This window comes from Streptomyces sp. NPDC055189, assembly GCF_053606765.1.
In genome coordinates this window covers 1-23,348 of record NZ_JBSGSG010000027.1, presented here as the reverse complement: position 1 = coordinate 23,348, position 23,348 = coordinate 1, and the positions used below count along the sequence as shown (strand labels likewise).

At 69.8% G+C, this 23,348-nt stretch carries 22 protein-coding genes and 1 rRNA gene; 5 read left to right on the top strand and 18 right to left on the bottom strand.

Features of this window, described 5'->3' with window-relative positions:
- Positions 1-109 precede the first annotated feature (109 nt).
- Complete coding sequence (locus ACWFR3_RS20730) at positions 110-1,681, bottom strand: helix-turn-helix domain-containing protein (RefSeq protein WP_453736060.1); 1,572 nt, start codon at positions 1,679-1,681, stop codon at positions 110-112.
- A gap of 204 nt (positions 1,682-1,885) precedes the next feature.
- Between ACWFR3_RS20730 and ACWFR3_RS20725 the strand changes: the two genes are divergently transcribed.
- Both ACWFR3_RS20725 and ACWFR3_RS20720 read left to right on the top strand, forming a co-directional pair.
- The gene (locus ACWFR3_RS20725) at positions 1,886-2,416 is read left to right on the top strand and encodes a DUF4232 domain-containing protein (protein ID WP_453736059.1); all 531 of its coding nucleotides are present in this window, start codon (positions 1,886-1,888) and stop codon (positions 2,414-2,416) included.
- Between the two features lie 142 nt (positions 2,417-2,558).
- Complete coding sequence (locus tag ACWFR3_RS20720; protein WP_453736058.1) at positions 2,559-3,452, top strand: NAD(P)-dependent oxidoreductase; 894 nt, start codon at positions 2,559-2,561, stop codon at positions 3,450-3,452.
- An 8-nt stretch (positions 3,453-3,460) separates the two neighbouring features.
- Here ACWFR3_RS20720 and ACWFR3_RS20715 read toward each other — a convergent pair whose 3' ends face one another.
- The 7 genes from ACWFR3_RS20715 to ACWFR3_RS20685 form a co-directional block, all read right to left on the bottom strand.
- Positions 3,461-4,438 carry a zinc-binding dehydrogenase gene (locus ACWFR3_RS20715; protein ID WP_453736057.1) on the bottom strand — a complete coding sequence of 326 codons (978 nt, stop codon included), beginning with the start codon at positions 4,436-4,438 and terminating at the stop codon, positions 3,461-3,463.
- Between the two features lie 98 nt (positions 4,439-4,536).
- Positions 4,537-5,526 (bottom strand): porphobilinogen synthase, encoded by a 990-nt coding sequence (hemB, locus tag ACWFR3_RS20710; RefSeq protein ID WP_453736056.1) that lies wholly within the window; start codon positions 5,524-5,526, stop codon positions 4,537-4,539.
- Positions 5,527-5,668: 142 nt separating this feature from the next.
- Complete coding sequence (locus ACWFR3_RS20705; protein WP_453736055.1) at positions 5,669-7,327, bottom strand: uroporphyrinogen-III synthase; 1,659 nt, start codon at positions 7,325-7,327, stop codon at positions 5,669-5,671.
- Positions 7,324-8,283, bottom strand: a complete 960-nt coding sequence (hemC, locus tag ACWFR3_RS20700) for a hydroxymethylbilane synthase (RefSeq protein WP_453736054.1) — start codon at positions 8,281-8,283, stop codon at positions 7,324-7,326. The genes ACWFR3_RS20705 and hemC overlap by 4 nt, the downstream gene beginning before the upstream one ends.
- Positions 8,280-10,028 carry a glutamyl-tRNA reductase gene (locus ACWFR3_RS20695; protein WP_453736053.1) on the bottom strand — a complete coding sequence of 583 codons (1,749 nt, stop codon included), beginning with the start codon at positions 10,026-10,028 and terminating at the stop codon, positions 8,280-8,282. Before ACWFR3_RS20695 ends, hemC begins: the two co-directional genes overlap by 4 nt.
- Positions 10,025-10,780 (bottom strand): redox-sensing transcriptional repressor Rex, encoded by a 756-nt coding sequence (locus tag ACWFR3_RS20690; RefSeq protein ID WP_344519174.1) that lies wholly within the window; start codon positions 10,778-10,780, stop codon positions 10,025-10,027. The genes ACWFR3_RS20695 and ACWFR3_RS20690 overlap by 4 nt, the downstream gene beginning before the upstream one ends.
- A 304-nt stretch (positions 10,781-11,084) precedes the next feature.
- Positions 11,085-11,363, bottom strand: coding sequence for a glutaredoxin family protein (locus ACWFR3_RS20685; RefSeq protein ID WP_453736052.1), 279 nt, complete (start codon positions 11,361-11,363; stop codon positions 11,085-11,087).
- Between the two features lie 136 nt (positions 11,364-11,499).
- Between ACWFR3_RS20685 and ACWFR3_RS20680 the strand changes: the two genes are divergently transcribed.
- The 3 genes from ACWFR3_RS20680 (at position 11,500) to ACWFR3_RS20670 (ending at position 15,070) form a co-directional block, all read left to right on the top strand.
- Entirely contained in the window at positions 11,500-12,468 is a 969-nt protein-coding gene (locus ACWFR3_RS20680) for an HAD family hydrolase (protein ID WP_453736051.1), read from the top strand.
- 301 nt (positions 12,469-12,769) lie between these two features.
- Positions 12,770-13,561 carry an ECF subfamily RNA polymerase sigma factor, BldN family gene (locus tag ACWFR3_RS20675; RefSeq protein ID WP_361199413.1) on the top strand — a complete coding sequence of 264 codons (792 nt, stop codon included), beginning with the start codon at positions 12,770-12,772 and terminating at the stop codon, positions 13,559-13,561.
- A gap of 267 nt (positions 13,562-13,828) precedes the next feature.
- Entirely contained in the window at positions 13,829-15,070 is a 1,242-nt protein-coding gene (locus ACWFR3_RS20670; RefSeq protein ID WP_453736050.1) for a DUF5667 domain-containing protein, read from the top strand.
- A gap of 89 nt (positions 15,071-15,159) precedes the next feature.
- Here ACWFR3_RS20670 and ACWFR3_RS20665 read toward each other — a convergent pair whose 3' ends face one another.
- From ACWFR3_RS20665 to rrf, 10 genes are all read right to left on the bottom strand, one after another.
- On the bottom strand, positions 15,160-16,254 hold the full coding sequence (locus ACWFR3_RS20665; protein WP_453736049.1) for a lysophospholipid acyltransferase family protein: 1,095 nt from the start codon (positions 16,252-16,254) through the stop codon (positions 15,160-15,162).
- 14 nt (positions 16,255-16,268) lie between these two features.
- Positions 16,269-17,315 carry an NAD-dependent epimerase/dehydratase family protein gene (locus ACWFR3_RS20660; protein ID WP_453736048.1) on the bottom strand — a complete coding sequence of 349 codons (1,047 nt, stop codon included), beginning with the start codon at positions 17,313-17,315 and terminating at the stop codon, positions 16,269-16,271.
- A gap of 373 nt (positions 17,316-17,688) precedes the next feature.
- On the bottom strand, positions 17,689-17,787 hold the full coding sequence (locus ACWFR3_RS20655) for a 30S ribosomal protein bS22 (protein WP_003948845.1): 99 nt from the start codon (positions 17,785-17,787) through the stop codon (positions 17,689-17,691).
- Positions 17,788-17,913: 126 nt separating this feature from the next.
- Positions 17,914-18,123: a helix-turn-helix domain-containing protein gene (locus ACWFR3_RS20650; protein ID WP_157869005.1), complete on the bottom strand. Its 210-nt coding sequence runs from the start codon at positions 18,121-18,123 to the stop codon at positions 17,914-17,916.
- Between the two features lie 132 nt (positions 18,124-18,255).
- Entirely contained in the window at positions 18,256-19,071 is an 816-nt protein-coding gene (locus tag ACWFR3_RS20645) for a phosphatase (protein WP_453736047.1), read from the bottom strand.
- A 144-nt stretch (positions 19,072-19,215) separates the two neighbouring features.
- Positions 19,216-20,391: an acetoin utilization protein AcuC gene (locus tag ACWFR3_RS20640; RefSeq protein WP_453736046.1), complete on the bottom strand. Its 1,176-nt coding sequence runs from the start codon at positions 20,389-20,391 to the stop codon at positions 19,216-19,218.
- Positions 20,342-21,559 (bottom strand): MFS transporter, encoded by a 1,218-nt coding sequence (locus tag ACWFR3_RS20635; protein WP_453736045.1) that lies wholly within the window; start codon positions 21,557-21,559, stop codon positions 20,342-20,344. Before ACWFR3_RS20635 ends, ACWFR3_RS20640 begins: the two co-directional genes overlap by 50 nt.
- A gap of 115 nt (positions 21,560-21,674) precedes the next feature.
- Positions 21,675-22,394 carry a VC0807 family protein gene (locus ACWFR3_RS20630; RefSeq protein ID WP_453736044.1) on the bottom strand — a complete coding sequence of 240 codons (720 nt, stop codon included), beginning with the start codon at positions 22,392-22,394 and terminating at the stop codon, positions 21,675-21,677.
- Between the two features lie 152 nt (positions 22,395-22,546).
- On the bottom strand, positions 22,547-23,191 hold the full coding sequence (locus ACWFR3_RS20625) for an HAD family hydrolase (protein WP_453736043.1): 645 nt from the start codon (positions 23,189-23,191) through the stop codon (positions 22,547-22,549).
- Positions 23,192-23,254: 63 nt separating this feature from the next.
- Positions 23,255-23,348 (bottom strand): 5S ribosomal RNA (gene rrf / locus ACWFR3_RS20620); the annotation flags it as partial.

Below are 23,348 nucleotides of genomic sequence, written 5' to 3'. Positions count from 1 at the left end.
TGTCCGTGTCGCATACAAGTGTCATTTCGCGATACGGACATGGCTCGGTCCGCCGGGCGCGGCTCGGTCCGCCCGACGGTTCCCTGCCGCCCGGTGCCGGTCATGCAGGTCACGCAGGCGGGTCCGGCACGTCGTCGTTGTCGCGGTTGGTCTTCGTCCACTTCTTGCTGTTGAGCGAGAACGCGTAGACGGGGCGGCTCTTGTCGCCACTCGTGGCGAACGGCTTGCCCGTGTCGTCGATGCGCACCGTGCCGCTGCGGACGCCGCTCGACCACTCCAGTTCCAAGTACCAGCGTACGTAGCGGGTGTTGGCGGTCGCGTTGATGTAGAACGCCTCGGGGTCGCTTGCGCTCACCTTGTAGGGGAAGTTGTCGCCGCCGGACTGGGGGGCCGGGCGGGGCACCGACGCGTCGAGGTTGACGTCGAAGCTGTGCTTGGGGACGTTGCCCCCGCAGCCGACGCCGAGGTAGCCCATCTTGTAGTTGTTCCACGCGAGCGGGGCGCTGGTTCCCGCGACGCGGACGTTCAGGGACTCCAGGACGACGGTGTCGTCGCCCGTGCCCTGGACGACCAGCTTCACGGTCTGGTCCCTGGCGGAGACGGCGCCGTTCGCGGACGCCCAGCCGGGGGCGTCCTGCTCGTTGGGGGGCGGGGAGAGGGCGCCGGGCTCCTTGTCGACGAGATAGGGGTGGCCACAGGGGTCCTCCCAGTGGTGGGCATTGGTGGAGACGGTCACCGGGACACCGCCGTCGGCGCCGCCTCCCTCGCCGCCTCCCCCGGCTGCGGGCGCGGACGGCTCGCCCCCGGAGCCCTTGCCCTTGCCCTTGCCGTCCGGTTCGCCGGAGGGCTTCGCCTCCTTGTCCGCCTTGCCCTTGCCGGACTCCTTCGCGGAGGGCGATGCGGTTCCGGGGCCGTCCGGGCCGCCCTCGCGCTTGCCGTTGTCGGCGCTCGGGGAGTCGGTGGCCACCTTGTTGCCGTCACCGCCGCCGGATGCGGCCTGTACGGCGACGGCGGTGGCACCGAGCGCGAGCACGACACCGGCGGCGACGAGAACGCGGGCCCTGGGCAGCCTCCGCCCCTCGCGCCGCGCAGTCGCCGCGGGGGCGGAGCCGATGACGATGCCGGGGGCTTCGTCCTTGGTACCGGCGTCGCCGGGGTCACCCTCGGGGGAGCTTTCGTCGCCGGGGGTCCCGGCGCGGGAGCTTCCGTCACGGGAACCCTTGGCGCCGGGCTCGACGGCAGCCGACTCGCCGCGGGCAGGAGCGCCGGGGTGCGAGCCACCAGAAGCCGGGGCGCCGGACCCCGCAGCGCCAGACCCCGACCCACCGGAAGCCGAGCCACCAGAAGCCAAGCCCCCGGACGCCGAGCCCCCGACGGACGCCCCGCCCGCGTCAGCGGATGCCGCGCCGGGCGAGGACTCCGCATCCTTGCGGTCGCGCTCGCCTCTCGTCGCGTCGGCCAGGATCCACCGCCGGTGGACCTCGACCATCTCCTGCCGGGATGCCCCGCAGACCCGGGCAAACCGCTCCAGCGGAGCGAACTCCGTCGGTACGGCCGACCCGCTGACATAGCGGTGCAGCGTCGAGGTCGACACGTGCAATCGCTTGGCAAGGGCTCCGTAACTGAGCCCCGACCTCTCCTTCAACTCCCGCAGCAGTTCCGCGAGATCGCCCGCCCCCACGCTTTCTCCATCCCGTTCATCCGTTCCATGGAACGGAGTTATCGCAGATCACAGCCGTACGAACGTCCCAGCGTCCCCCGCTGCCGTTCCACGCTGGCCGCCGGGACAGAACCCCGCACAAGCTCTGGGTCATACAAGCACGCCGCGTCCAGAAGCCTTTGGTCGCGACTCACGTCGCCCCCGTCACACCGAAAGAGACCAGCCATGCGATTCAGCACCAAGGCCACCGCCGCCGCCGCGGCCCTCACCGCCGCTCTCTCGCTCACCGCGCTCGGCAGCGCCGCGTCGGCCGCGACGCCCGCCGCCAAGGCCGCGCCGGTCACCTGCTCCGCCGCCACCACGAAGGTCACCGTCAAGGAGGTCAGCCGGCCCGTCAACCACCTGCTCCTGAAGGCCAAGAACACGGGTACGAAGACGTGTTACGCGTACAGCGCGCCGTTCCTCCGCTTCGATGAGGCGCAGGCCCCCACGCAGTGGCTGGAGGACAGCACGCCGCAGGCGGTCGTCACGCTGGAGCCGGGCCAGAGCGCGTACGCGGGCATCGGCACGTCGTCGCCGGAGGGCTCGAACGGCTATCAGGCCCACAGCCTGGATGTCCTGTTCTCCAACCGCGCGGCGAACGGCAGCGTGGGCGCTCCGGCGGCGGCGAAGCTCCCGTCGGGCGGGGTGTACGTGGACAGCTCGGCGTTCGTCACGTACTGGCAGACCTCGGCGTCTGACGCCCTGATGTGGTGACCGACGTGCCTGGCCCCGCCGGGACTCCCTCACCAACCTCCGGGTAAGTACGCACAAAAAAGTCGGTACTTGTCCGCTTCTCCGTACACGAGAAGGATCGGAGGCGTTCCCACCAGACGCCTCCGATCGGAGTCCCACAACCATGCCCGCACAGCCCGCTCAGCCCGCCCAGTCCCCCGTGACCGTCCTCGGCCTCGGCCTCATGGGCACCGCCCTGGCCTCCGCGCTCATCAAGGCGGGCCACCCCACCACGGTCTGGAACCGCACCGCGTCCAAGACGGGCCCCCTGGCCGCCCAGGGGGCCACCCCCGCGGCCACGGTGAGGGACGCCGTCACCGCGAGCCCCCTCACCATCGTCTGCCTCACCACCAACACCGACGTCCGCACCCTCCTCACCCCGGAGGCGGAGTCCCTCGCGGGCCGCACCCTCGTGAACCTCACGAACGGAACGCCCGCCCAGGCACGGGAGTTGGCAGCCTGGGCGGCGGCGCACGGCATCACGTACATCGACGGCGGCATCATGGCCGTACCGCAGATGATCGCGACGCCCGGCGCGTACATCCTCTACAGCGGCAGCGACGAGGCCGCCTACGAGACCCACCGCCCCACGCTCCAGGCGCTCGCGGACACCAAGTGGGTCGGCGAGGACCCCGGCCTCGCCGCCCTGTACGACCTCTCCCTGCTCACCGGCATGTACGGGATGGCGATGGGCGTGGCGCAGGCGTACGCGCTGATCGGCAGCGAAGGCATCCCGGCCCGCGCGTTCGCGCCGCTGCTCAGGGACTGGGTCGTGGCGATGACGGAGGGGATCGTGCCGGAGACGGCGGAGGCGGTCGACACCGACCAGCACCTGACCGACGTGTCCAACCTCGCCATGAACCGCGAGGCCTACCCCAACTTCCTGCGGGCGTACGCCGATCAGGGCCTGCGGACCGATCTGTTCGAGCCCTTCCAGGATGTCCTGGACCGCGCGGTGGAGGAGGGCCACGGCGCGGACGGCTTCTCCCGCCTGGTGACACTCCTCAAGCAGGGCTGAAAAACCGGCTAGGGGACGAGCACGACCTTCCCCGTGGTCTCCCGCCGCTCCATGGCCGCATGGGCGCGAGCCGCCTCCGCCAGCGGGAACGTCTGCACCGCGGGCACCAACTCCCCCTTGGCGGCGCCCTCCAGGGCCCGCCGCTCATGATCGGGCCCGTCCTCGGGCCGCTCGATCAGCTGGAGGAGTGCATTGGTGACGGTGATCCCCCGCGCCTCCACCACACCCGCGTCGGGCTCGAACTCTTCCTGCGAGGACCAGCCGATGACCACGTACCGCCCGCCATCGCCGAGCAGTCCGAACGCGGCGGCGGACTTCTCGCCGCCCACCCCGTCGAGCACGACACTGACCCGACGCCCGTCGAGCCGCACGCGCACGACGTCCGCCCAGCCGGGTTCGTTGTAGTCGACGGCGAGATCGGCGTCGAGTTCCCAGACGTCCTCCACCTTGCGGGCCCCACCGGCGGCACCGATCACGACCGCCCCGAGCGCATGGGCGTACTGCACCACGAGCCGTCCGACGCCCCCGGCGGCGGACGTCACGAGGACCACGTCGTCGGCGGTGAGCCGGGCGGCGTCCAGGAGCCCCATGGCCGTCGCCCCGGTCATCACCATGGTCACCGCGGCCTCGAAGCCGAGCCCGTCCGGCACCTCGTGCAGCTGCGCGAGATCGGCCACGGCGAGCTCTGCGTATCCGCCGGGTTCGCTGCGCGGGGTCACGACGGCCCGTCCCAGCCACGTGTCGTCCACCCCGGGGCCGACGGCGTCGACGATCCCGGCGACCTCCCCGCCGAAGACGGCGGGCAGCTCGGGCAGCGGCGGCGCCATGTCGCTCGCGGCGCCCTGCCGCATGACGGTCTCGACGTGGTGAACTCCCGCCGCGCGCACGGCGATACGCACCTGGCCCGGCCCCGCGACGGGGTCGGGCCAGGTCTCGTACGTCAGGTTCCCGGCGGGCCCGAACTCGTGCAGGACGACAGCGTGCATGGCGTGCTCCTCAGAACGTCGGAACGCCGGAACGGCGATGCACACCATCCTGAAACCCCAAGCAAACTTGAGGTCAAGCACGCTGCCCGAGCCGGGACTCAGAGCTGCCGCGCCACCTCGGTGGCCCAGTACGTGAGGATCATGTTGGCGCCCGCACGCTTGATACCGGTGAGCGACTCCATGATCGCCTTGTCCCGGTCGATCCAGCCGCGCTCGGCGGCGGCCTCGATCATCGAGTACTCGCCGGAGATCTGGTACGCGGCGACCGGCACGTCCACGGCGTCGGCGACCTTGGCCAGGATGTCCAGGTAGGGCCCGGCGGGCTTCACCATGACCATGTCGGCGCCCTCTTCGAGGTCGAGCGCCAGCTCGCGCAGGGACTCACGGGCGTTGGCCGGGTCCTGCTGGTAGGTCTTGCGGTCGCCCTTGAGGGACGAACCGACGGCCTCGCGGAAAGGACCGAAGAAGGCGGACGAGTACTTCACGGTGTAGGCGAGGATGGAGACGTCCTCGTGTCCGACCTGGTCCAACGCGTCCCGGATCACGCCGACCTGACCGTCCATCATGCCGCTGGGGCCCACCACGTGGGCGCCCGCGTCGGCCTGGACCTGCGCCATCTCCGCGTACCGCTCAAGGGTTGCGTCGTTGTCGACGCGCCCCTCGGAGTCCAGGACACCGCAGTGGCCGTGATCGGTGAACTCGTCCAGGCACAGGTCGGACATGACGATGAGGTCGTCGCCGACCTCCGCGCGCACATCGCGCAGCGCGACCTGGAGAATCCCGTCCGGATCGGTGCCGACGGTCCCTGCGGCGTCCTTCTTCTCCTCCTCCGGCACTCCGAAGAGCATGATCCCGGAGACCCCGGCCACCATCGCCTCCACGGCGGCCTTCTTCAGGCTGTCGCGGGTGTGCTGGACGACGCCGGGCATGGCGCCGATCGCCACGGGCTCGCTGATTCCCTCGCGCACGAACGCGGGCAGGATCAGGTCGGCCGGATGCAGCCGCGTCTGGGCGACCATGCGCCGCATGGCGGGCGTGGTCCGAAGGCGCCGCGGCCGCGCTCCGGGGAACGATCCGTACTTGGTCACTGTCTCTCTCACCTCACGCTGTGTCTGGCACTCCGGCCCGCCCCAGACCCAACCTCAAACGCCGGACAGGCTGGGATATCCAGCCTGTCCGGCGCTTGAGGACGAACTCGGCGAAGCCGGTGATTTACGGTACGCCCGGCACTCAGGGTGCCGCACGCCGCCTGCGGGAACCGGGACGCCGCTCGCTGGGCCGGGTGACGGGGTCCCCCGCCTCCAGCGCGGAGAGCCTGCGCCGAGTGCCGAACTCGGCGAGCGCCTCGGCCAGCTTGTGGACGGACGGCTCCGGAGCCATCACGTCGACCCGGAGCCCGTGCTCCTCCGCGGTCTTGGCGGTGGCGGGACCGATACACGCGATGACGGTCACGTTGTGCGGCTTGCCGGCGATGCCGACGAGGTTCCGCACGGTCGACGAGGACGTGAAGAGCACGGCGTCGAAGCCGCCGCCCTTGATCGCCTCACGCGTGTCAGCCGGGGGCGGCGACGCACGCACGGTCCGGTAGGCCGTGACGTCGTCGACCTCCCAGCCGAGGTCGATGAGCCCGGCGACCAGGGTCTCCGTGGCGATGTCGGCCCGCGGCAGGAAGACACGGTCGATCGGGTCGAAGACCGGGTCGTACGGCGGCCAGTCCTCCAGGAGACCGGCGGCCGACTGCTCGCCGCTGGGCACCAGGTCGGGCTTCACGCCGAAGGCGATCAGCGCCGCGGCCGTCTGCTCGCCCACCGCCGCGACCTTGATCCCGGCGAAGGCGCGCGCGTCGAGCCCGTACTCCTCGAACTTCTCGCGCACGGCCTTGACCGCGTTGACGCTGGTGAAGGCGATCCACTCGTAGCGACCCGTGACGAGGCCCTTGACCGCGCGCTCCATCTGCTGGGGCGTGCGGGGCGGCTCGACGGCGATGGTCGGCACCTCGTGAGGCACCGCCCCGTAGGAGCTCAGCTGGTCGGAGAGCGAGGCCGCCTGCTCCTTCGTACGCGGAACGAGCACCCGCCACCCGAAGAGCGGCTTCGACTCGAACCACGACAGCTGGTCGCGCTGGGCGGCGGCGGACCGCTCACCGACCACGGCTATGACGGGCTGGCCTCCGTCGGGCGAGGGCAGCACCTTCGCCTGCTTGAGGACCTGCGCGATGGTGCCGAGGGTCGCCTGCCACGTGCGCTGACGCGTAGTCGTACCGGCGGCGGTCACCGTCATCGGGGTGTCGGGCTTGCGCCCGCACGACACCAGCTCACCGGCGGCCGATGCCACGGAGTCCAGGGAGGTCGACACGACCAGAGTCCCGTCGGACGCCCCCACCTCGCTCCAGCAGCGGTCGGAAGCGGTGCGCGCGTCGACGAAGCGCACGTCCGTGCCCTGGGCGTCGCGCAGCGGAACACCCGCGTAGGCGGGTACACCGACCGCCGCCGCGATGCCGGGCACGACTTCGAAGGAGATGCCCTCGGCGGCGCAGGCGAGCATCTCCTCGGCCGCGTAGGTGTCGAAGCCGGGGTCGCCGCTGACGGCACGCACGACCCGCCTGCCGCCCCTGGCTGCCTCCATGACAAGATTGGCGGCGGCTCGGGTTGGAGACGCTTCGGCGATCGCTGACGCGTCGTCAACTGTCCCTGGCCGAGGTGTGTCCACACCTCCCCTGGCATGCGCGCGAACGACGTCGAGCACATCCGGCTCGGCGATCAGTACGTCCGCTCGGGCCAGCGCCTCCACGGCGCGCAGCGTGAGTAGTCCCGGATCTCCGGGTCCGGCACCCAGGAAGGTGACGTGCCCGTGTGCGGGAAGGCCGGGAAGGTTCGAGGTGGGGCTCAAAGTGCTCGCTCCCCCATCAGACCGGCCGCGCCCTTGGCAAGCATCTCGGCAGCGAGTTCACGGCCGAGCGCCAAGGCTTGGTCATGCGTCTCGGGCACGGGACCGGTGGTGGACAGCTGCACCAGCGCCGAGCCGTCGGTTGCCCCGACGACGCCGCGCAGGCGCATTTCCTTGACAATCTGCCCGTCGGCCAAGAGGTCGGCCAGCGCGCCCACGGGGGCGCTGCAACCGGCTTCCAGGGCGGCGAGCAGGGATCGCTCGGCGGTCACGGCGGCCCGGGTGTACGGGTCGTCGAGCTCGGCGAGCGCGGCGGTCAGTGCCGCGTTGGACGCGGCACATTCGATCGCCAGTGCCCCCTGGCCGGGGGCGGGCAGAATTGTGTCGACCGCCAGGAAGTCGGTCACCTCGTCGATCCTGCCGACGCGGTGGAGTCCGGCGGCGGCGAGTACGACGGCGTCGAGCTCGCCCTTGCGCACGAATCCGATGCGGGTGTCGATGTTCCCGCGGATCGGCACGGTCTCTATGGCGAGTCCGTGGTTGCGGGCGTAGGCGTTGAGCTGCGCCATGCGGCGCGGCGAGCCCGTACCGATGCGTGCGCCGCTCGGCAGCTCGGGGAAGGTCAGCCCGTCGCGTGCGATGAGCACGTCACGGGGGTCCTCGCGCAGCGGCACGGCGGCCAGGGCCAGGTCGTCCGGCTGCGCGGTCGGCAGGTCCTTCAGCGAGTGCACGGCGAAGTCGACCTCGCCGCCGAGCAGCGCGTCGCGCAGGGCGGTCACGAAGACGCCGGTGCCGCCGATCTGCGCCAGGTGCTCACGGGACGTATCGCCGTACGTCGTGATCTCCACGAGCTCTACGGGGCGGCCGGTCAACCGGCGTACGGTGTCGGCGACTTGCCCGGACTGGGCCATGGCCAGCTTGCTGCGCCGTGTCCCGAGCCTGAGTGCCCTCTCGGTCATGCCCGGCCTCGATTCGGATCTGATTGCGGTGCGTTCTGGTCGGTGGAGTCGTTGAGCTTGTCGGCCCTGCTGACGGCGGCGACCGTCTGCGGGTCGAGGTCGAAGAGGGTGCGCAGCGCGTCCGCGTACCCTGCGCCGCCGGGCTCGCCGGCCAGCTGCTTGACCCGCACGGTGGGTGCGTGGAGCAGTTTGTCGACGACGCGGCGGACGGTCTGGGTGATCTCCGCGCGCTCCTTCTCGGCAAGTCCGGGGAGCCGTCCGTCGAGCCGCGCGATCTCGTTCGCGACGACGTCGGCGGCCATGGTGCGCAGGGCGACCACGGTCGGCGTGATGTGCGCGGCCCGCTGTGCGGCGCCGAAGGCGGCGACCTCGTCGGAGACGAGTCCGCGGACCTTCTCCACGTCGTCGGCCATCGGGGCATCGGCGGAGGCGTCGGCGAGCGACTCGATGTCGACGAGGCGTACGCCGTCGATGCGGTGCACGGCCGCGTCGATGTCGCGGGGCATGGCCAGGTCGAGCAGGGCGAGCAGGACGTTGCCCGTCTCGACGAGCGAGGGACGGCGGCGGCGCTCGTCGGGCAGCCGCGCGCCGGCGGCCACGGCCGCGGCGAGCGCGGCGATGGTCTCGGCCTCGTTCTGCGGGTCGTCGCGGCGCGCGGCGGGTGCGTTGTCCACCCAGGCGGCGTGCTGTTCGAGGGTCGCGGCGTCCATCCCGGCCACGGCGTCCTCGCCCATGACGGAGAAGCCGACGCCGCGGGGTACGGCCGCACCGTCACCGGAGAGCCCGAGCGGGCACGCCTCGTCGGCGTCGGGAGCGGTGCCGGGGGCGGTGTCGTACGCGGCGGAGGGGGCCGGAGTGCCGGGCCCGGCGGGTGCCAGGGGTGCGCCGACCATGGCGGGCGTGCCCGTGCGGTCCGCGACCCCGGCCGCGACGGCCTCGGCCGTCAGGACGAGACCCGTGGCGCCGGTACAGGAGACGGCGACATCTGCACGTGTCAGTTCGGCCGCCACCTGGTCCATCGGCACGGCGCGCGCGATGGTGCCGGTGCCGCCCTCCGAGAGGATCTCCGCGAGGCGGTGCGCCCGGTCGAGGGTGCGGTTGGCGACGACGACCTCGTGGACACCGGCCCGCGCGAGCGTGGCCGCGGCGAGCGAGGACATCGATCCGGCGCCGATGACCAGGGCGCACTTGCCCTTGGCCCACACCTCGACCGGCTCGCGCCCGGCGAGCTGTTCGAGGCCGAAGGTCACGAGCGACTGCCCGGCCCGGTCGATGCCGGTCTCCGAGTGCGCGCGCTTGCCGACCCGCAGGGCCTGCTGGAAGAGGTCGTTGAGGAGGCGCCCCGCGGTGTGCAGCTCCTGGGCGCGCGCGAGGGTGTCCTTTATCTGGCCGAGGATCTGGCCCTCGCCGACGACCATCGAGTCAAGGCCGCAGGCCACCGAGAACAGGTGGTGGACGGCCCGGTCCTCGTAGTGGACGTACAGATAAGGGGTGAGCTCTTCCAGGCCGACACCGCTGTGCTGCGCGAGCAGGGTCGACAGCTCGGCGACGCCCGCGTGGAACTTGTCCACGTCGGCGTACAGCTCGATGCGGTTGCAGGTGGCGAGCACGGCCGCTTCGGCCGCGGGCTCGGCGGCGAGCGTGTCCTGGAGGAGCTTGGCCTGCGCGTCGGCGGCCAGGGCGGCCCGCTCGAGCACGCTCACCGGGGCACTGCGGTGGCTCAGCCCTACGACGAGGAGACTCATGCCGGCATCACGGCGGGGACGTCCCCGTCGGGTCCTTTGCGCTGCTGCTTGGCGGCGGCGGGCGGCTCGACACCGTCGGCCGCCGCTTCCTCACCGGCCTTGCGCTGCTCGTGGAAGGCGAGGATCTGCAGCTCGATGGAGAGGTCCACCTTGCGTACGTCGACGCCGTCGGGCACGGAGAGAACGGTGGGCGCGAAGTTCAGGATCGAGGTCACACCGGCGGCGACGAGCCGCTCGCAGACCTGCTGGGCGGCGCCCGCCGGGGTGGAGATGACACCGATGGAGACGCCGTTGTCGCTGATGATCTTTTCGAGGTCGTCCGTGTGCTGCACCGGCATGCCCGCGACGGGCGTGCCCGCCATCGCCGGGTCGGCGTCGATCAGCGCGGCGACACGGAAGCCGCGCGAGGCGAATCCGCCGTAATTGGCAAGCGCCGCACCGAGGTTACCGATACCGACGATCACGACGGGCCAGTCCTGGGTCAGGCCGAGCTCGCGCGAGATCTGGTAGACGAGGTACTCGACGTCGTAGCCCACGCCGCGCGTCCCGTAGGAACCGAGGTAGGAGAAGTCCTTGCGCAGCTTCGCGGAGTTGACCCCCGCGGCGGCCGCGAGCTCCTCGGAGGAGACCGTGGGCACCGAGCGCTCCGACAGAGCGGTGAGGGCTCGGAGGTACAGCGGAAGCCTGGCGACGGTGGCCTCGGGAATCCCTCGGCTGCGGGTCGCCGGTCGGTGAGTTCGGCCAGTTGCCACGGTGCTCCTGCGGGTAGAGCGGGGCTGCAGGCGGTCACACGTCCCCAGACCGCCCCGTCGAATGCAGGCTATGTCTTTGTGAACGCGTGCACAAAGATAGTGTCCGATTTGCCCGGCCAACGTGACCGGGGTCACGCGCCCCGGGCGTGCATTCCTGGAACCGGCGCACAGGGGGCGGCGTTGCTCATTTGATGGGGGCAAAACCGCACACTCTCCTCACGATCATCGCCCCCGAGACCAAACCGCCCACGATCCTAAGGGACCATTCGGGCCGTTTGTACTCGTCGGTCAGTGACGATTCGGACTACGGAGCGAGCTCGCGGCGCAGCCGGTCCTCGTCCACGCGCCAGAAGGTGTGCTGCTCCCCGTCGACCAGAACCACCGGAATCTGTTCCCAGTAGGCCCGGTTGAGCTCTTCGTCCAGCGTGATGTCCTTCTTCTCCCACGCGACCCCAAGATCGCCGCAGACCTTTTCGATCACCAGCTGTGCGTCATCACACAGATGGCAGCCGGGCTTGCCGATCAAGGTGACGGTCCGGTCTTCGGGCTTCTTCTTCTCCGTACGGCGAAAAATCGGGCTCATGACACCATTCTCGCCCGTCGACGCGCCGCACGGCCCGCCTGTTTGCCCGTCCGTTTAACGGTGCGGTCGCGGAGAGTTCACAGCGTGGAATCCTGCCGACTCCGGAACGACCGAACGAACTAGCTATGCTCACGACATGGCCGCTCTCGGATGGCTCACCCCCCGTAGGCGCTCCGCCACCGCGCGGAGCGTGTTGGCAGGCGAGGCCTCGGCTGAGGCAGCGCGCAAGTCCTCCCAGGAGCAGGAGGCGCTCGACGACGCCGCGGCCGCCGCGGCTCTCGCGGTCGAGCCCGCTCCCGAGGAGCCCGCCGAGCCGGAGTTCCCGGTCGTCGGCGACGACAAGGCCGCCGCCTTCTTCGACCTCGACAACACCGTGATGCAGGGCGCCGCGATCTTCCACTTCGGTCGCGGCCTCTACAAGCGGAAGTTCTTCGAGCGCCAGGAGCTGGCCAGATTCGCCTGGCAGCAGGCGTGGTTCAGGCTCGCGGGCGTCGAGGACCCCGAGCACATGCAGGACGCCCGCGACAGCGCCCTGTCCATCGTCAAGGGCCACCGCGTCGCCGAGCTGATGTCCATCGGCGAGGAGATCTACGACGAGTACATGGCCGAGCGCATCTGGCCCGGCACCCGCGCCCTCGCCCAGGCCCATCTCGACGCGGGCCAGAAGGTCTGGCTGGTGACGGCCGCCCCGGTGGAGACCGCGACGATCATCGCCCGCCGCCTGGGCCTGACCGGCGCCCTCGGCACGGTCGCCGAGTCCATGGACGGCATCTATACGGGAAAGCTCGTCGGCGAGCCCCTGCACGGCCCGGCGAAGGCCGAGGCGGTCCGCGCCCTTGCCTCGGCGGAGGGCCTGGATCTGGCCCGCTGTGCGGCGTACAGCGATTCGCACAACGACATCCCGATGCTCTCGCTGGTCGGGCATCCGTACGCGATCAATCCCGACGCCAAGCTGCGCAAGCACGCGCGCGAGCGGGACTGGCGCCTGCGGGACTACCGCACCGGCCGCAAGGCCGCCAAGGTCGGTATCCCGGCCGCCGCGGGTGTCGGCGCACTGGCGGGCGGCACGGCCGCGGCCATCGCCCTGCACCGCCGCCGCCACTGAACATTCTCTCGGTCATACCCCGCCCCGGCTCCCGCCAGTCACGTTGGTAGCACTCGACCACAACACGCACCGCGCTTAGACGGAATGTGAACCACTTCGATCAATAAGCGATCACTGTGCGCTACTTGAACGGGCATCGACCGGTAACAGAAGCGACGTAATCGGTGATTTGAGCAACTGGGTGTAGTGCCGCCTGTACGAAGCGTTATTCTCCTCAGACGCATTACGGACCCCACACGTCGCTACGACGGGTGAACGGTTCCGCACTGCACGTGATGGAAGCTCTGCCTCTGGGAGTCCCGTGTACCCACACGTCGGGGTTGACGCCTCGGGCCTGGCTACGCTGCGCGCAACGGTCGCCGACCGCTTGCGCGGCTTCGTCCCCACCGCGTACGCCGGCCCCGCCGTCCCCGCATTTGCCGTCCCCACACCCGCCGGGCCGCTCTACGCCCTGGCGGACAGCGGCGCGGCGGTCAGCAGACGGGCTCGTTCCGCCTCTGCCGCCACCTCAACCCCCACCCACCGCCGTCCCGCCGCGGACAGCGACAGCGCCCGCATGATGGATCTCGTCGAACGCGCCCAGGCGGGCGAGTCCGACGCCTTCGGCCGTCTCTACGACCAGTACAGCGACACGGTCTACCGCTACATCTACTACCGCGTCGGCGGCAAGGCGACCGCCGAGGACCTCACCAGCGAGACCTTTCTGCGCGCCCTGCGCCGCATCAGCACGTTCACCTGGCAGGGCCGTGACTTCGGCGCCTGGCTGGTCACGATCGCCCGCAACCTGGTCGCCGACCACTTCAAATCGAGCCGTTTCCGCCTCGAAGTGACCACCGGCGAAATGCTCGACGCCAACGAGGTCGAGCGCAGCCCCGAGGACTCCGTCCTGGAGTCCCTCTCCAACGCCGCACTGCTCGACGCCGTGCGCCGCCTCAACCCCCAGCAGCAGGAGTGCGTGACCCTGCGCTTCCTGCAGGGCCTCTCGGTCGCCGAGACCGCTCGGGTGATGGGCAAGAACGAGGGCGCGATCAAGACCCTCCAGTACCGCGCGGTCCGTACCCTCGCCCGGCTCCTGCCGGACGACGCGCGCTAGCACCGCACCCCGCCGATAGCCCTCTGTAGCCGTACGGAGTGTCCAACTCACCCTCCGTGGCGGCCAGATGGCCGTCGCGGAATTAGGGCGGTCCGATCATCCTCCGTCCGTAACCCAAGTGCCGCGACGCTCGTTGTGCGGGATGCAGGCTCCCTGTGGTCGCCCCCTGATTACCTCCACTCACTCGATCGTGTGGATGTGCTCAAGTGGTGCAACCCTCAGGACCCCCTGGGGAGTCGACCGTCATGACGAGAGGAGGTGCCGCCAGTGATCGCGAACGTATCGGCACACCGGCGGGCGAACGCCTTCGCCCAAGCCCTTGAGGAGCAATCCGACCAGGGCCCGGCGGCCGAGCAGACCGAAGGTCCCGTCACACCCGATTCCGCGCCGTCCGAACAGACGGCGCCGGACCAGATGTTGACGCTGGCGAACGGCCTCGGCGAGCTGCCGAAGCCGGAGCTGGACCCCGAGGTCAAAGTGGTCCAGCGGGCCCAGCTCGTAGCCGCCATGGAAGCCATGCTCCTTGAGGGCACGGCCGCGGGCGGTGGGACCATCGGCACCTCGGTGCCCGAACAGCGGTCCCGTAAAGGCGCCCACCGGGCCACGGGGCTGCGCAAACTGAAGCCGCGCTCCAGGCTGTCGAAGGGCATCGCCGCAGGCGGGCTCACCGTCGGCGTGGCCGCCGGGGCGTTCAGCGGAGTGGCCGCCGCCAGCTCCGACGCGCTGCCGGGCGATTCGCTGTACGGCTTGAAGCGCGGCATGGAGGACCTCAAGCTCGGCATGGCCGACGACAGCAGCGACAAGGGCGGGATCTATCTCGACCACGCCTCGACGCGCCTGAACGAAGCCCGCCGGCTGATGGAGCGGGGCCGCTCCGGCGACCTCGACCACGAGTCCCTGGGCGAGATCAGGCGGGCCCTCTCCGGCATGCGGCACGACGCCACGGAAGGCCACCGCCTGCTGCACGAGGCGTACGAACGGGACGGCTCGCTCGGTCCCATGCAGACCCTGTCCGCCTTCTCCGAGTCACACCGCAGAAGCTGGCGCGACCTGCAGAGCAGGCTCCCCGTCCAGCTCGGCGACGTGGGCGAGCAGGTGAACTCCGTCTTCGACGCGATGGACCAGGAAGTGGACCCCCTCCGCTCCCTCTTCCCGCGCACCCCGGACAAGGGCGAAGCCCCCGGCCGGCCGAGCCAGGGCGGCTCCTCCGACTCCTACGCCCCGGACAGCCCCTCGGCCCCGGACTCCTCCCCGCGGGACGGAGCAAGCGCCGACAAGGGCGAGCCCCGCCCCTCCGCACCGGACAAGGGCGAGGACGACGGCTTGCTGGGCGGCAACACGGGCGGCCTCCTGGACCCCCCGAAGTCCGACACGACGCCGACCAGCCCGTCGAACGGCGACTCGTCCGGCAAGAAGGAAACCCCGGCCCCGAAGCCGGACGTCACGGTCCCGCCGATCCTGCCCGGCTTGCTGCCGGGCCTGGGAATCGACGAGGAGGACGCGAAGTAGTACACGACCGCCGGACGGGCTGGACCCCTTGGGGTTCAGCCCGTCCGGCGTTTGAGGCCATCCTGTAAGGGGGTCCAGGGGGCGAAGGGTCAGAAGAACACAGACCGCCGCTGCACAAGCAGCTTGTACAGGGTGTGCTGGATCTGCTCCCGCACCTGATCGGTCAGGTTGAACATCAGCATCGGATCCTCCGCCGCCTCCGGCGGATACCCGTCCGTGGGAATCGGCTCCCCGAACTGAATCGTCCACTTCGTCGGCAACGGCAACGCCCCAAGCGGCCCGAGCCAGGGAAACGTAGGCGTGATCGGGAAATACGGAAAGCCGAGCACCCGCGCAAGCGTCTTCGCGTTCCCGATCATCGGGTAGATCTCCTCCGCCCCCACGATCGAGCACGGAACGATCGGCGTCCCCGCCCGCAGGGCGGTGGAGACAAACCCGCCACGCCCGAAGCGCTGCAGCTTGTAGCGCTCGCTGAACGGCTTCCCGATGCCCTTGAACCCCTCCGGCATCACCCCGACCAGCTCACCCCGCTCAAGGAGCCGCTCCGCGTCCTCGGCGCACGCCAGCGTGTGCCCCGCCTTGCGGGCCAGCTCATTGACCACCGGCAGCATGAAGACGAGATCCGCCGCGAGCAGCCGCAGATGCCGCCCCTCGGGGTGGTTGTCGTGCACGGCGACCTGCATCATCAGGCCGTCGAGCGGCAGCGTCCCGGAGTGGTTGGAGACGATCAGCGCCCCGCCCTCGGAAGGGATGTTCTCGATGCCCTTCACCTCGACGCGGAAGTACTTCTCGTACAGCGGCCGCACCAGGGACATCAGGACCTGGTCGGTGAGCTCCTCGTCGTAACCGAAGTCGTCGACCTCGTAGTCGCCCGTCAGCCGCCGGCGCAGGAACGCGAGACCTCCCGCGATACGCCGCTCCAGGCCACCGCCACCGTCCCGCGGCTCCGGTACGGTCCCGGACGCCGTCCCCGGCCCGGCGGCCTCCTGCCGCGAAGGCTGCGGCTCGGCCCCTTCCACCTGCGGTTCCCCGTCCTGCTTGCCCGGCATGGCCGTGACCTCACGCACGGCTGCCGGATCGTTCTTGCGCCGGGCCGTGCCCGTCGTGCCCCTGCGCCGCGACGGGCGCTGCGCACCCGCGCGCGACCGGTCGTCGTCGAACGGAATGACCTTGGCGTCCGCCATCGTTGACGCTCTCCTCAGTTGGCGCTCTGGTTGCCCGCGAAGGGCAGCGTGGCGATCCGGTCGATGGCCCCCGCGACGGCCTGCGGCGGCAGAAGTCCCGGACCCCGACTGCGTACGAAATCCGCGAAGGTCTCCGCGGTCGTGTACTTGGGGCTGAAGCCCAGTGTCTCGCGCATCTGCCGGGTGGCCACGACCCGGCCATGGGTGAGCAGCCTGATCTGCTCGGGCGAGAAGTCCGTCGCGCCCAGGGTGCGCAGCGCCTGGCCGACCCAGGTGACCGCGGGCATGAACACCGGCAGCGTCGGACGCCCCAGGCGCCGCGAGCACTGCGAGAGCAGCAGCAGGCCGTCGCCCGCGATGTTGAACGTGCCGCTGTTGAGCGTCCCGCGCTCCGGGTCGCGCGCCCCCAGGCGCAGGACCTCGATCGCGTCGTCCTCGTGCACGAACTGCAACCGCGGGTCGTAGCCGAAAACGGTCGGCAGGACCGGCAGCGAGAAGTACTCGGCGAGCGGGGAGTCCGCCGTGGGGCCCAGGATGTTCGCGAAGCGCAGCACGCAGACCGCCACGTCCGGCCTGCGGCGGGCGAATCCGCGTACGTATCCCTCGACCTCGACGGTGTCCTTGGCGAAGCCGCCGCTCGGCAGCGACTTCGGCGGCGTCGTCTCGGTGAAGACCGCGGGGTCGCGCGGGGCGGAGCCGTACACGTTGGTGCTCGACTTCACCACGAGCCGCTTGACCGTGGGCGACTTCTGGCAGGCACCGAGCAGCTGCATGGTGCCGATGACGTTGGTTTCCTTGAGCGAGCCGCGGTTGCCGCCGGCCAGCGCGGTGCCCGTCACGTCCATGTGCACGACCGTGTCGACGGAGAACTCGGCCAGCACCTTGGCGATCGCGGGCTGCCGGATGTCGGCCTGGACGAAGTCGGCACCGCCCAGATGGTGCTCCGGGGGAACCGCGTCCACGGCGACCACCCGGTCGACCTCGGGGTCCCGCAGCGCGCGTCGGACGAACCGCCCGCCCAGTTGTCGGGCCACCCCGGTCACGAGCACGACCTTGCCCAAGATCAGCGCCTGCCTTCCCCAGCCCTTGAAGTCCTGCCGCGCCCCATCATTTCTCTCCTGGCACACGCTAGCGGGTCGATGTTGCGCTGTGATGACCGCCCGATGCAGGAAGTGACGACAGCCACAACACAGGTGCACGGACCTGGCCCTATGCCCAGACCAGGACGTACGCCGGATCGGGACGCACATCCTGCCCAGAGCGTACGTTCGAAACAAGCCCCCGGGTGCTCCGGTACGGCCCGAAAACCGGCCGGAAGACGCCCGGGCAAGCCGGCGGCCGACCCGCAGGCGCCAACCAGCGAGTACCCCGAAAACGCCGAAGCCCTCCCGCCGGATGACGGGAGGGCTTCGGTACGCGCTGTACAGCTGTCGCTTACTTCTTGTTGCGACGCTGAACGCGGGTGCGCTTCAGCAGCTTGCGGTGCTTCTTCTTGGCCATCCGCTTACGCCGCTTCTTGATAACAGAGCCCACGACTACCCTCGCTCACTTCTCTTCACTCGGTGCGGGGCAGCTGACTGGGCCCACACGACCTACGTCGGCCCTAGCCTACCCGCCCCTGGGTGAGGGACGTAATCGAGGGGGATCGATCGACTCCGGTCAGCCCGCCTCGACCCCTACATAGGACTCGCGGAGGTACTCGTGAACCGCCTGCTCCGGGACCCGGAAGGACCTCCCGACCCGGATGGCGGGCAGATGACCGCTGTGCACCAAGCGGTACACGGTCATCTTGGACACTCGCATCACCGAGGCGACTTCCGCCACGGTCAGGAACTGAACCTCGTTCAGCGGCCTCTGGTCTGCAGCCATGACACCCCACCTGAACCTTCCGCACATGACGGGCACCGGCTTCCCCTTCCGGTGACTCTTCGTCTCTGCGCGCTCACTCACCAGACTAGGGGCGGATGATGCGAGTGGGGAAGAGGAGTAGCGATCGGCCGCCTACTGTGACAGACACGCTCGATTGAGTACATAGCGAGTAAGCGGTCGGTAGTAATCAGACCGCACAGCGTCATCAAGCGGAACGACGACGGACACCTGCCCCTCGGCCTCTCCGACGAACAGCGCGGGATCATCCGTATCCGCCAGACCGATCGCCTCGAACCCCAGCTGACCTGCCCCGCAGACCCATCCGTGGTCCCCGATGACAAGCTCTGGAAGCGGCCCATCGGCCTCCGCAGCGGCCTCGAGCGCGGCTCGAACCGGGAGCGGAGAATGGGTGTGTGCGCCGGTCTCACTCCCGGCGGGACGCGCGCCGGGTTCCCGCACCAGCGCGACTCCTTGTACGTAGTCAAGGTTGTACGTGCGTAGACCGAACCGGGTCGTTATGTCGACACTGTTGCCCTGCGCGGGGGTGAGAACGGTGCACCCGGCCGCCGATAAAGCGTCCGCCAGCGCGGCGTAGAAGCCGAGGAGACGGTGCGGATGACCTGTCCCGAGGAGCACGGGAATCCGCCTTCGGGCCGCGTCCGCGACCCTCTCGGCGAAGGCGTCGAGCGCGGCCAACGTCCTCTCGGGGTCGATGACGTCGGCCCCCGATGTGTGCCGCGGGTCGGCTGAGACCCCGCACTTGTCCGCCATCAGCCCCAGCAGGTCCCCCGGGCCCCAACTCCACTCGGGATCGAGCCCCAGGAGTATCCGGGGGTCCCGGGCCGCGAAGAGCCGATAACTCCGCAGACTCTCTTCCCGCAGGGTGGCCACGGGCCCGGCAAGACGGGCAGCCAACAGATGCGCACGCAACGCTCCGGTGCTCAACACGCGCTCGATGTTGACGCATTACTCGGACGGCCACCCCCAAAACCCTGGAAAACCCCCACACTTGGGCTAACAGGTCGACAATCCAGCCCGTCGTGGGGCCCCTGCTTTGGGGAAAGCCCCGCAGGGCCCGCCCCACCCGCACGGCTACGGCAAAAGCCCCCGCAACGGAAACGCCGCCCGGCGAGCAGCAAGCACCGCCTGGTCAAGCCGATCAGCGGGGTCATACCCCTCGGACCAGTCCGCGAAGGCGACGGGCCACCGCCCATCACTCATCCGCGCAGGCGCCAACTGCCGAGTACGAGCAAAGACTTCCTGCCGCCAGGCCTCCGGAATCATCTCCGAAGGATCGACCTCCCGCCCCGCGGCGATAGCGGTCAGATGCGTCCAGGACCGGGGCACCACATCCACCACGGCGTACCCACCCCCGCCCAGAGCGACCCACCGCCCGTCGGCATACGAATGCGCCAGCTCATGGCATGCCACCTGCACCGCCCGCTGCGCATCGAGCGAAACGGCGAGGTGGGCCAGCGGATCCTCGAAATGCGTGTCGGCCCCGTGCTGAGTGACGAGCACCTGCGGCCTGAACTCCGCCAGCAACTCCGGCACGACAGCGTGGAACGCCCGCACCCACCCCGCGTCCCCGGTCCCGGCCGGCAACGCCACATTCACCGCTGAGCCCTCGGCGGCACCGGCCGCCCCCGTCTCCTCGGGCCACCCGGTCTGCGGAAACAACGTCCGCGGATGTTCGTGCATCGAGATCGTCAAGACCCGCGGATCGTCCCAGAAGGACGCCTGCACCCCGTCCCCGTGGTGCACGTCAACATCCACGTACGCGACCCGCTCGGCACCGAGCTCGAGCAGCCGCGCGATGGCCAGCGAGGCATCGTTGTAGATGCAGAACCCCGAAGCGGACCCCGGCATCGCATGGTGCAGCCCGCCGGCGAAGTTCACCGCATGCAGCGCTTCCCCGCGCCACACCGCTTCCGCCGCTCCCACCGACTGCCCGGCGATCAGCGCCGACACCTCGTGCATCCCCGCGAAGGCCGGATCATCCGGGGTGCCGAGGCCATAGCTGCCGTCCGCCGACGCCGGATCGGCGGACGCCGCCTTGACCGCGTCCACATAGTCCTCGCGATGCACGAGCCGCAGCGTCGAGTCACCGGCACGCTTGGCCGCGACCACTTCCACCTCACGGTCGAGGCCGAAGGCACCGACCAGACTTCTGGTCAGCGCGAGCCGGACCGGGTCCATGGGGTGCTCAGGACCGAAGTCATAGCCCGTTACTGCCTCGTCCCACATCAGCTGTGCGCGCCCGCTCATGCCCGTCACCGTATCGGTCCGCTCCGGGGGCGAAGGAACGGGCGTACAACAAGGTCACGAGCACCAACACCATGGGAACGAGCATCGCCGCCCGGTAGTTCCAGGCGTCCCCGAGCGCCCCCACCAGCGGAGAACCGATCAGGAACCCCACATAGTTGAAGATATTGAGCCGCGCGACAGCGGCATCCGAGGCCCCGGGAAAGAGCCGCCCCGCCGCGGCGAAGGTCTGCGGAACGATCACGCACAGCCCGAGCCCAAGCACCGTGAAGCCCAGAATCCCGGTCCACGCCCCCGGCGCCGCCGCCACGATCGCGAACCCGAGAGCGCCCACCACCGACCCGGCCCGCACCACGGCCACGGCCCCGAACCGACGCACGCCCAGGTCCCCGAGCCCCCGCCCGAGCAGGGTCATGACCATGTAGACGTTGTAGGGGACGGTCGAGACCTCCTCCGAACTCCCGAGCACGTCCTGCAGATACTTCGCGCTCCAGTTGGAGACGGTCGAATCCCCGATGTACGCGAAGGTCATCACCAGACACAGCGGCAGGAGCAGCTTGAAGACGACGGGCCCGCCCTTGCCCTCACCGGCGGCACCCTCATCACCCCCGCCATCGGCATCGACGTACCACCGACTCCCCACCAGCGCCGCCGGCAACAGCACGACGACGACCGGCAGATAAGAGACGAAGAGCGACAGATCCCAGTGCGCCCCCGCCCACGCGAGCGAAGCCCCCGCGATCCCGCCCAGGCTGTACGCCGCGTGAAACCCCAGCATGATGCTGCGCCCGTACGTCCGCTGCAGACTCACCCCGAGCATGTTCATGGAAGCGTCGAGCGCCCCCACCGAAAGCCCGAACGCCCCGAGCGCCACCGCCACTTGCCACAGTGCGTCGCCCGCGCCGACCCCGAGCAGCGCCAGGAGCACCACGGGCTGCGCCCACCGCAGCACACGGCTGGGCGGCACCCGCTTGACCAGCCACTCCGTACCCACGCTGCCGACACCCGCAAGGATCGGCACGGCGGCCAGGAACACCGGCAGCAGGCCGTCGGATATCCCGTACTGATCCTGGATGGCAGGGATCCGCGTCACCAGCAACGCGAAGGTGACGCCCTGCACCAGGAAGCTGAACGCCAAAGAGGCCCTGCCGCGCCGCAGCTCATCTGTCATGGCTGCAGAGCGTAGGACCCCTGACTACCGGTGGGTAGATAGATCACCCACTCAATTCCCTACGGCTTCCCTGCTTCTCCCCTTCTTCTCCCCTTCTTCTGCCTCGCGCCTTCCCTCACCGCCCGAGCGCGGCGACCTCCGCGCTCACCTTCTTCTCCATCGGGTCGACGACCAGGGCGCCACTCACCATGACCGTCGCCGTAATGGTGACCGCGGCGATCGCACCGCCGAGCCAGACCATGGTGTCGATGGGCAGCGTGTAGGCCCCCACGGCTCGCACCACTGCCTCACCGAACAGCGCCACGCCCCAGAACACCGAGAACATCCGCTCCATCCGTGCGAACTGCCCTCGCTCGGCGATCAGCCGCTCCCACACCGCGGTCCGCACCGGATTGCCCTTGGTGACCCAGGGCTTGAGCCCGGCGGTCATCAACGGCCTCCCGCCGGCCACGGACACCAGCACGGCAATCCCGATCGTCGCGGTGATCCCACTGTCCTTGGCGAGCATCAACCGGGGATCACCGGCCACCAGGCTGAGCAGCAGCCCGACGACGTTGGCGGCCAGAATGAGCGCCGCCAGCCCGTTCACCTGCCGCTCCTTGACCACGCTCCACAGCGTCCGCCCCGCGGGCACCACACTGCTCCAGGCGAGCGCCGCCATCGTGCCCATACCGAACCCCTTGCTGAGCAGGTAGTACGAGGCTGTGGGCACCGCCGCGTCAAGGACGAGCGGCTTCAGCGACTCCCAGCGCGACTGCCGGACGGAGGCTTCGGCGGGGGCTGCTTCTGCGGCTGCTGTGTCTCCTGTGGCCGTGGTGGTGGCGAGCTGGCTCATGGTGATCGGTCCTCCGTCGTCCCTGTCACTGTCACTGAGTGCGTGCCGTTCGTTCTCGACGTACTCAGCTTCGCCGCGACCCCCCATCGGCCGACAGAAACGATCGTCCGGACCTGGCAGTGACAAATGTCAGACCGATCCCACAGCCCGTGTCATACGAGCAGGTCAGCCAACTCCCCCATGTCCCCGAAGAGTTCGGTGGCCCCTGACAACCGCTCCGCGGGCGTCATGGCGGTGAACCCGTAGACATCCATCCCCGCCGCCAATGCAGCCCGGACCCCCAGCGGACTGTCCTCGACCACCACACACTTCTCGGGCGCCACCCCCATGCGCTCGGCCGCATACAGAAAGAGATCCGGCGCCGGCTTCCCCCGCCCCACGTCCTCGGAACTGAAGATCCGCTCGTCATCGAACCACCGGTCGAGTCCGGTCCTGCGGTGCCCGACCCGAATCCGCTCATGACTCCCCGACGAGGCAAGGCAGTACGGCACCCCACCGGCCACCAGCTTCTCCAGTACGCCGACGGCCCCCGCCACTGGCTCCAGCTCCCGCTCGAAGGCCTCGAATACCCGAGCGTGGAAGGCCGCATCAAAATCCTCGGGCAACCGCTGCCCACTGCGCTCAAGAACCAGATCGTGTACGCGATGAACGGCGGCCCCCATGTAGTCACGCAGGGAGTCCTCATACGTGGTGGGGTGGCCGAGTTCGGTCAGATAGGCGGCGAGGATGGTGTTGGAAAGCGGTTCGCTGTCCACTAGGACGCCGTCATTGTCGAAGATGACCAGGTCGTATCGCATAACTCGACCCTAAACGCAGAAAACCCCCGCACCCAGAGGGTGCGGGGGTTTCCCGTAATAATAGTTCGGCGGCGTCCTACTCTCCCACAGGGTCCCCCCTGCAGTACCATCGGCGCTGTGAGGCTTAGCTTCCGGGTTCGGAATGTAACCGGGCGTT

Coding starts and splice junctions, on each gene's coding strand:
- ACWFR3_RS20725 (WP_453736059.1), top strand. CDS start 1,886: ATGCGATTCAGCACCAAGGCCACCGCCGCCGCCGCGGCCCTCACCGCC.
- ACWFR3_RS20720 (WP_453736058.1), top strand. CDS start 2,559: ATGCCCGCACAGCCCGCTCAGCCCGCCCAGTCCCCCGTGACCGTCCTC.
- ACWFR3_RS20715 (WP_453736057.1), bottom strand. CDS start 4,438: ATGCACGCTGTCGTCCTGCACGAGTTCGGGCCCGCCGGGAACCTGACG.
- hemC (WP_453736054.1), bottom strand. CDS start 8,283: ATGACCGAGAGGGCACTCAGGCTCGGGACACGGCGCAGCAAGCTGGCC.
- ACWFR3_RS20695 (WP_453736053.1), bottom strand. CDS start 10,028: ATGAGTCTCCTCGTCGTAGGGCTGAGCCACCGCAGTGCCCCGGTGAGC.
- ACWFR3_RS20685 (WP_453736052.1), bottom strand. CDS start 11,363: ATGAGCCCGATTTTTCGCCGTACGGAGAAGAAGAAGCCCGAAGACCGG.
- ACWFR3_RS20680 (WP_453736051.1), top strand. CDS start 11,500: ATGGCCGCTCTCGGATGGCTCACCCCCCGTAGGCGCTCCGCCACCGCG.
- ACWFR3_RS20665 (WP_453736049.1), bottom strand. CDS start 16,254: ATGGCGGACGCCAAGGTCATTCCGTTCGACGACGACCGGTCGCGCGCG.
- ACWFR3_RS20650 (WP_157869005.1), bottom strand. CDS start 18,123: ATGGCTGCAGACCAGAGGCCGCTGAACGAGGTTCAGTTCCTGACCGTG.
- ACWFR3_RS20640 (WP_453736046.1), bottom strand. CDS start 20,391: ATGAGCGGGCGCGCACAGCTGATGTGGGACGAGGCAGTAACGGGCTAT.
- ACWFR3_RS20635 (WP_453736045.1), bottom strand. CDS start 21,559: ATGACAGATGAGCTGCGGCGCGGCAGGGCCTCTTTGGCGTTCAGCTTC.
- ACWFR3_RS20630 (WP_453736044.1), bottom strand. CDS start 22,394: ATGAGCCAGCTCGCCACCACCACGGCCACAGGAGACACAGCAGCCGCA.
- ACWFR3_RS20625 (WP_453736043.1), bottom strand. CDS start 23,191: ATGCGATACGACCTGGTCATCTTCGACAATGACGGCGTCCTAGTGGAC.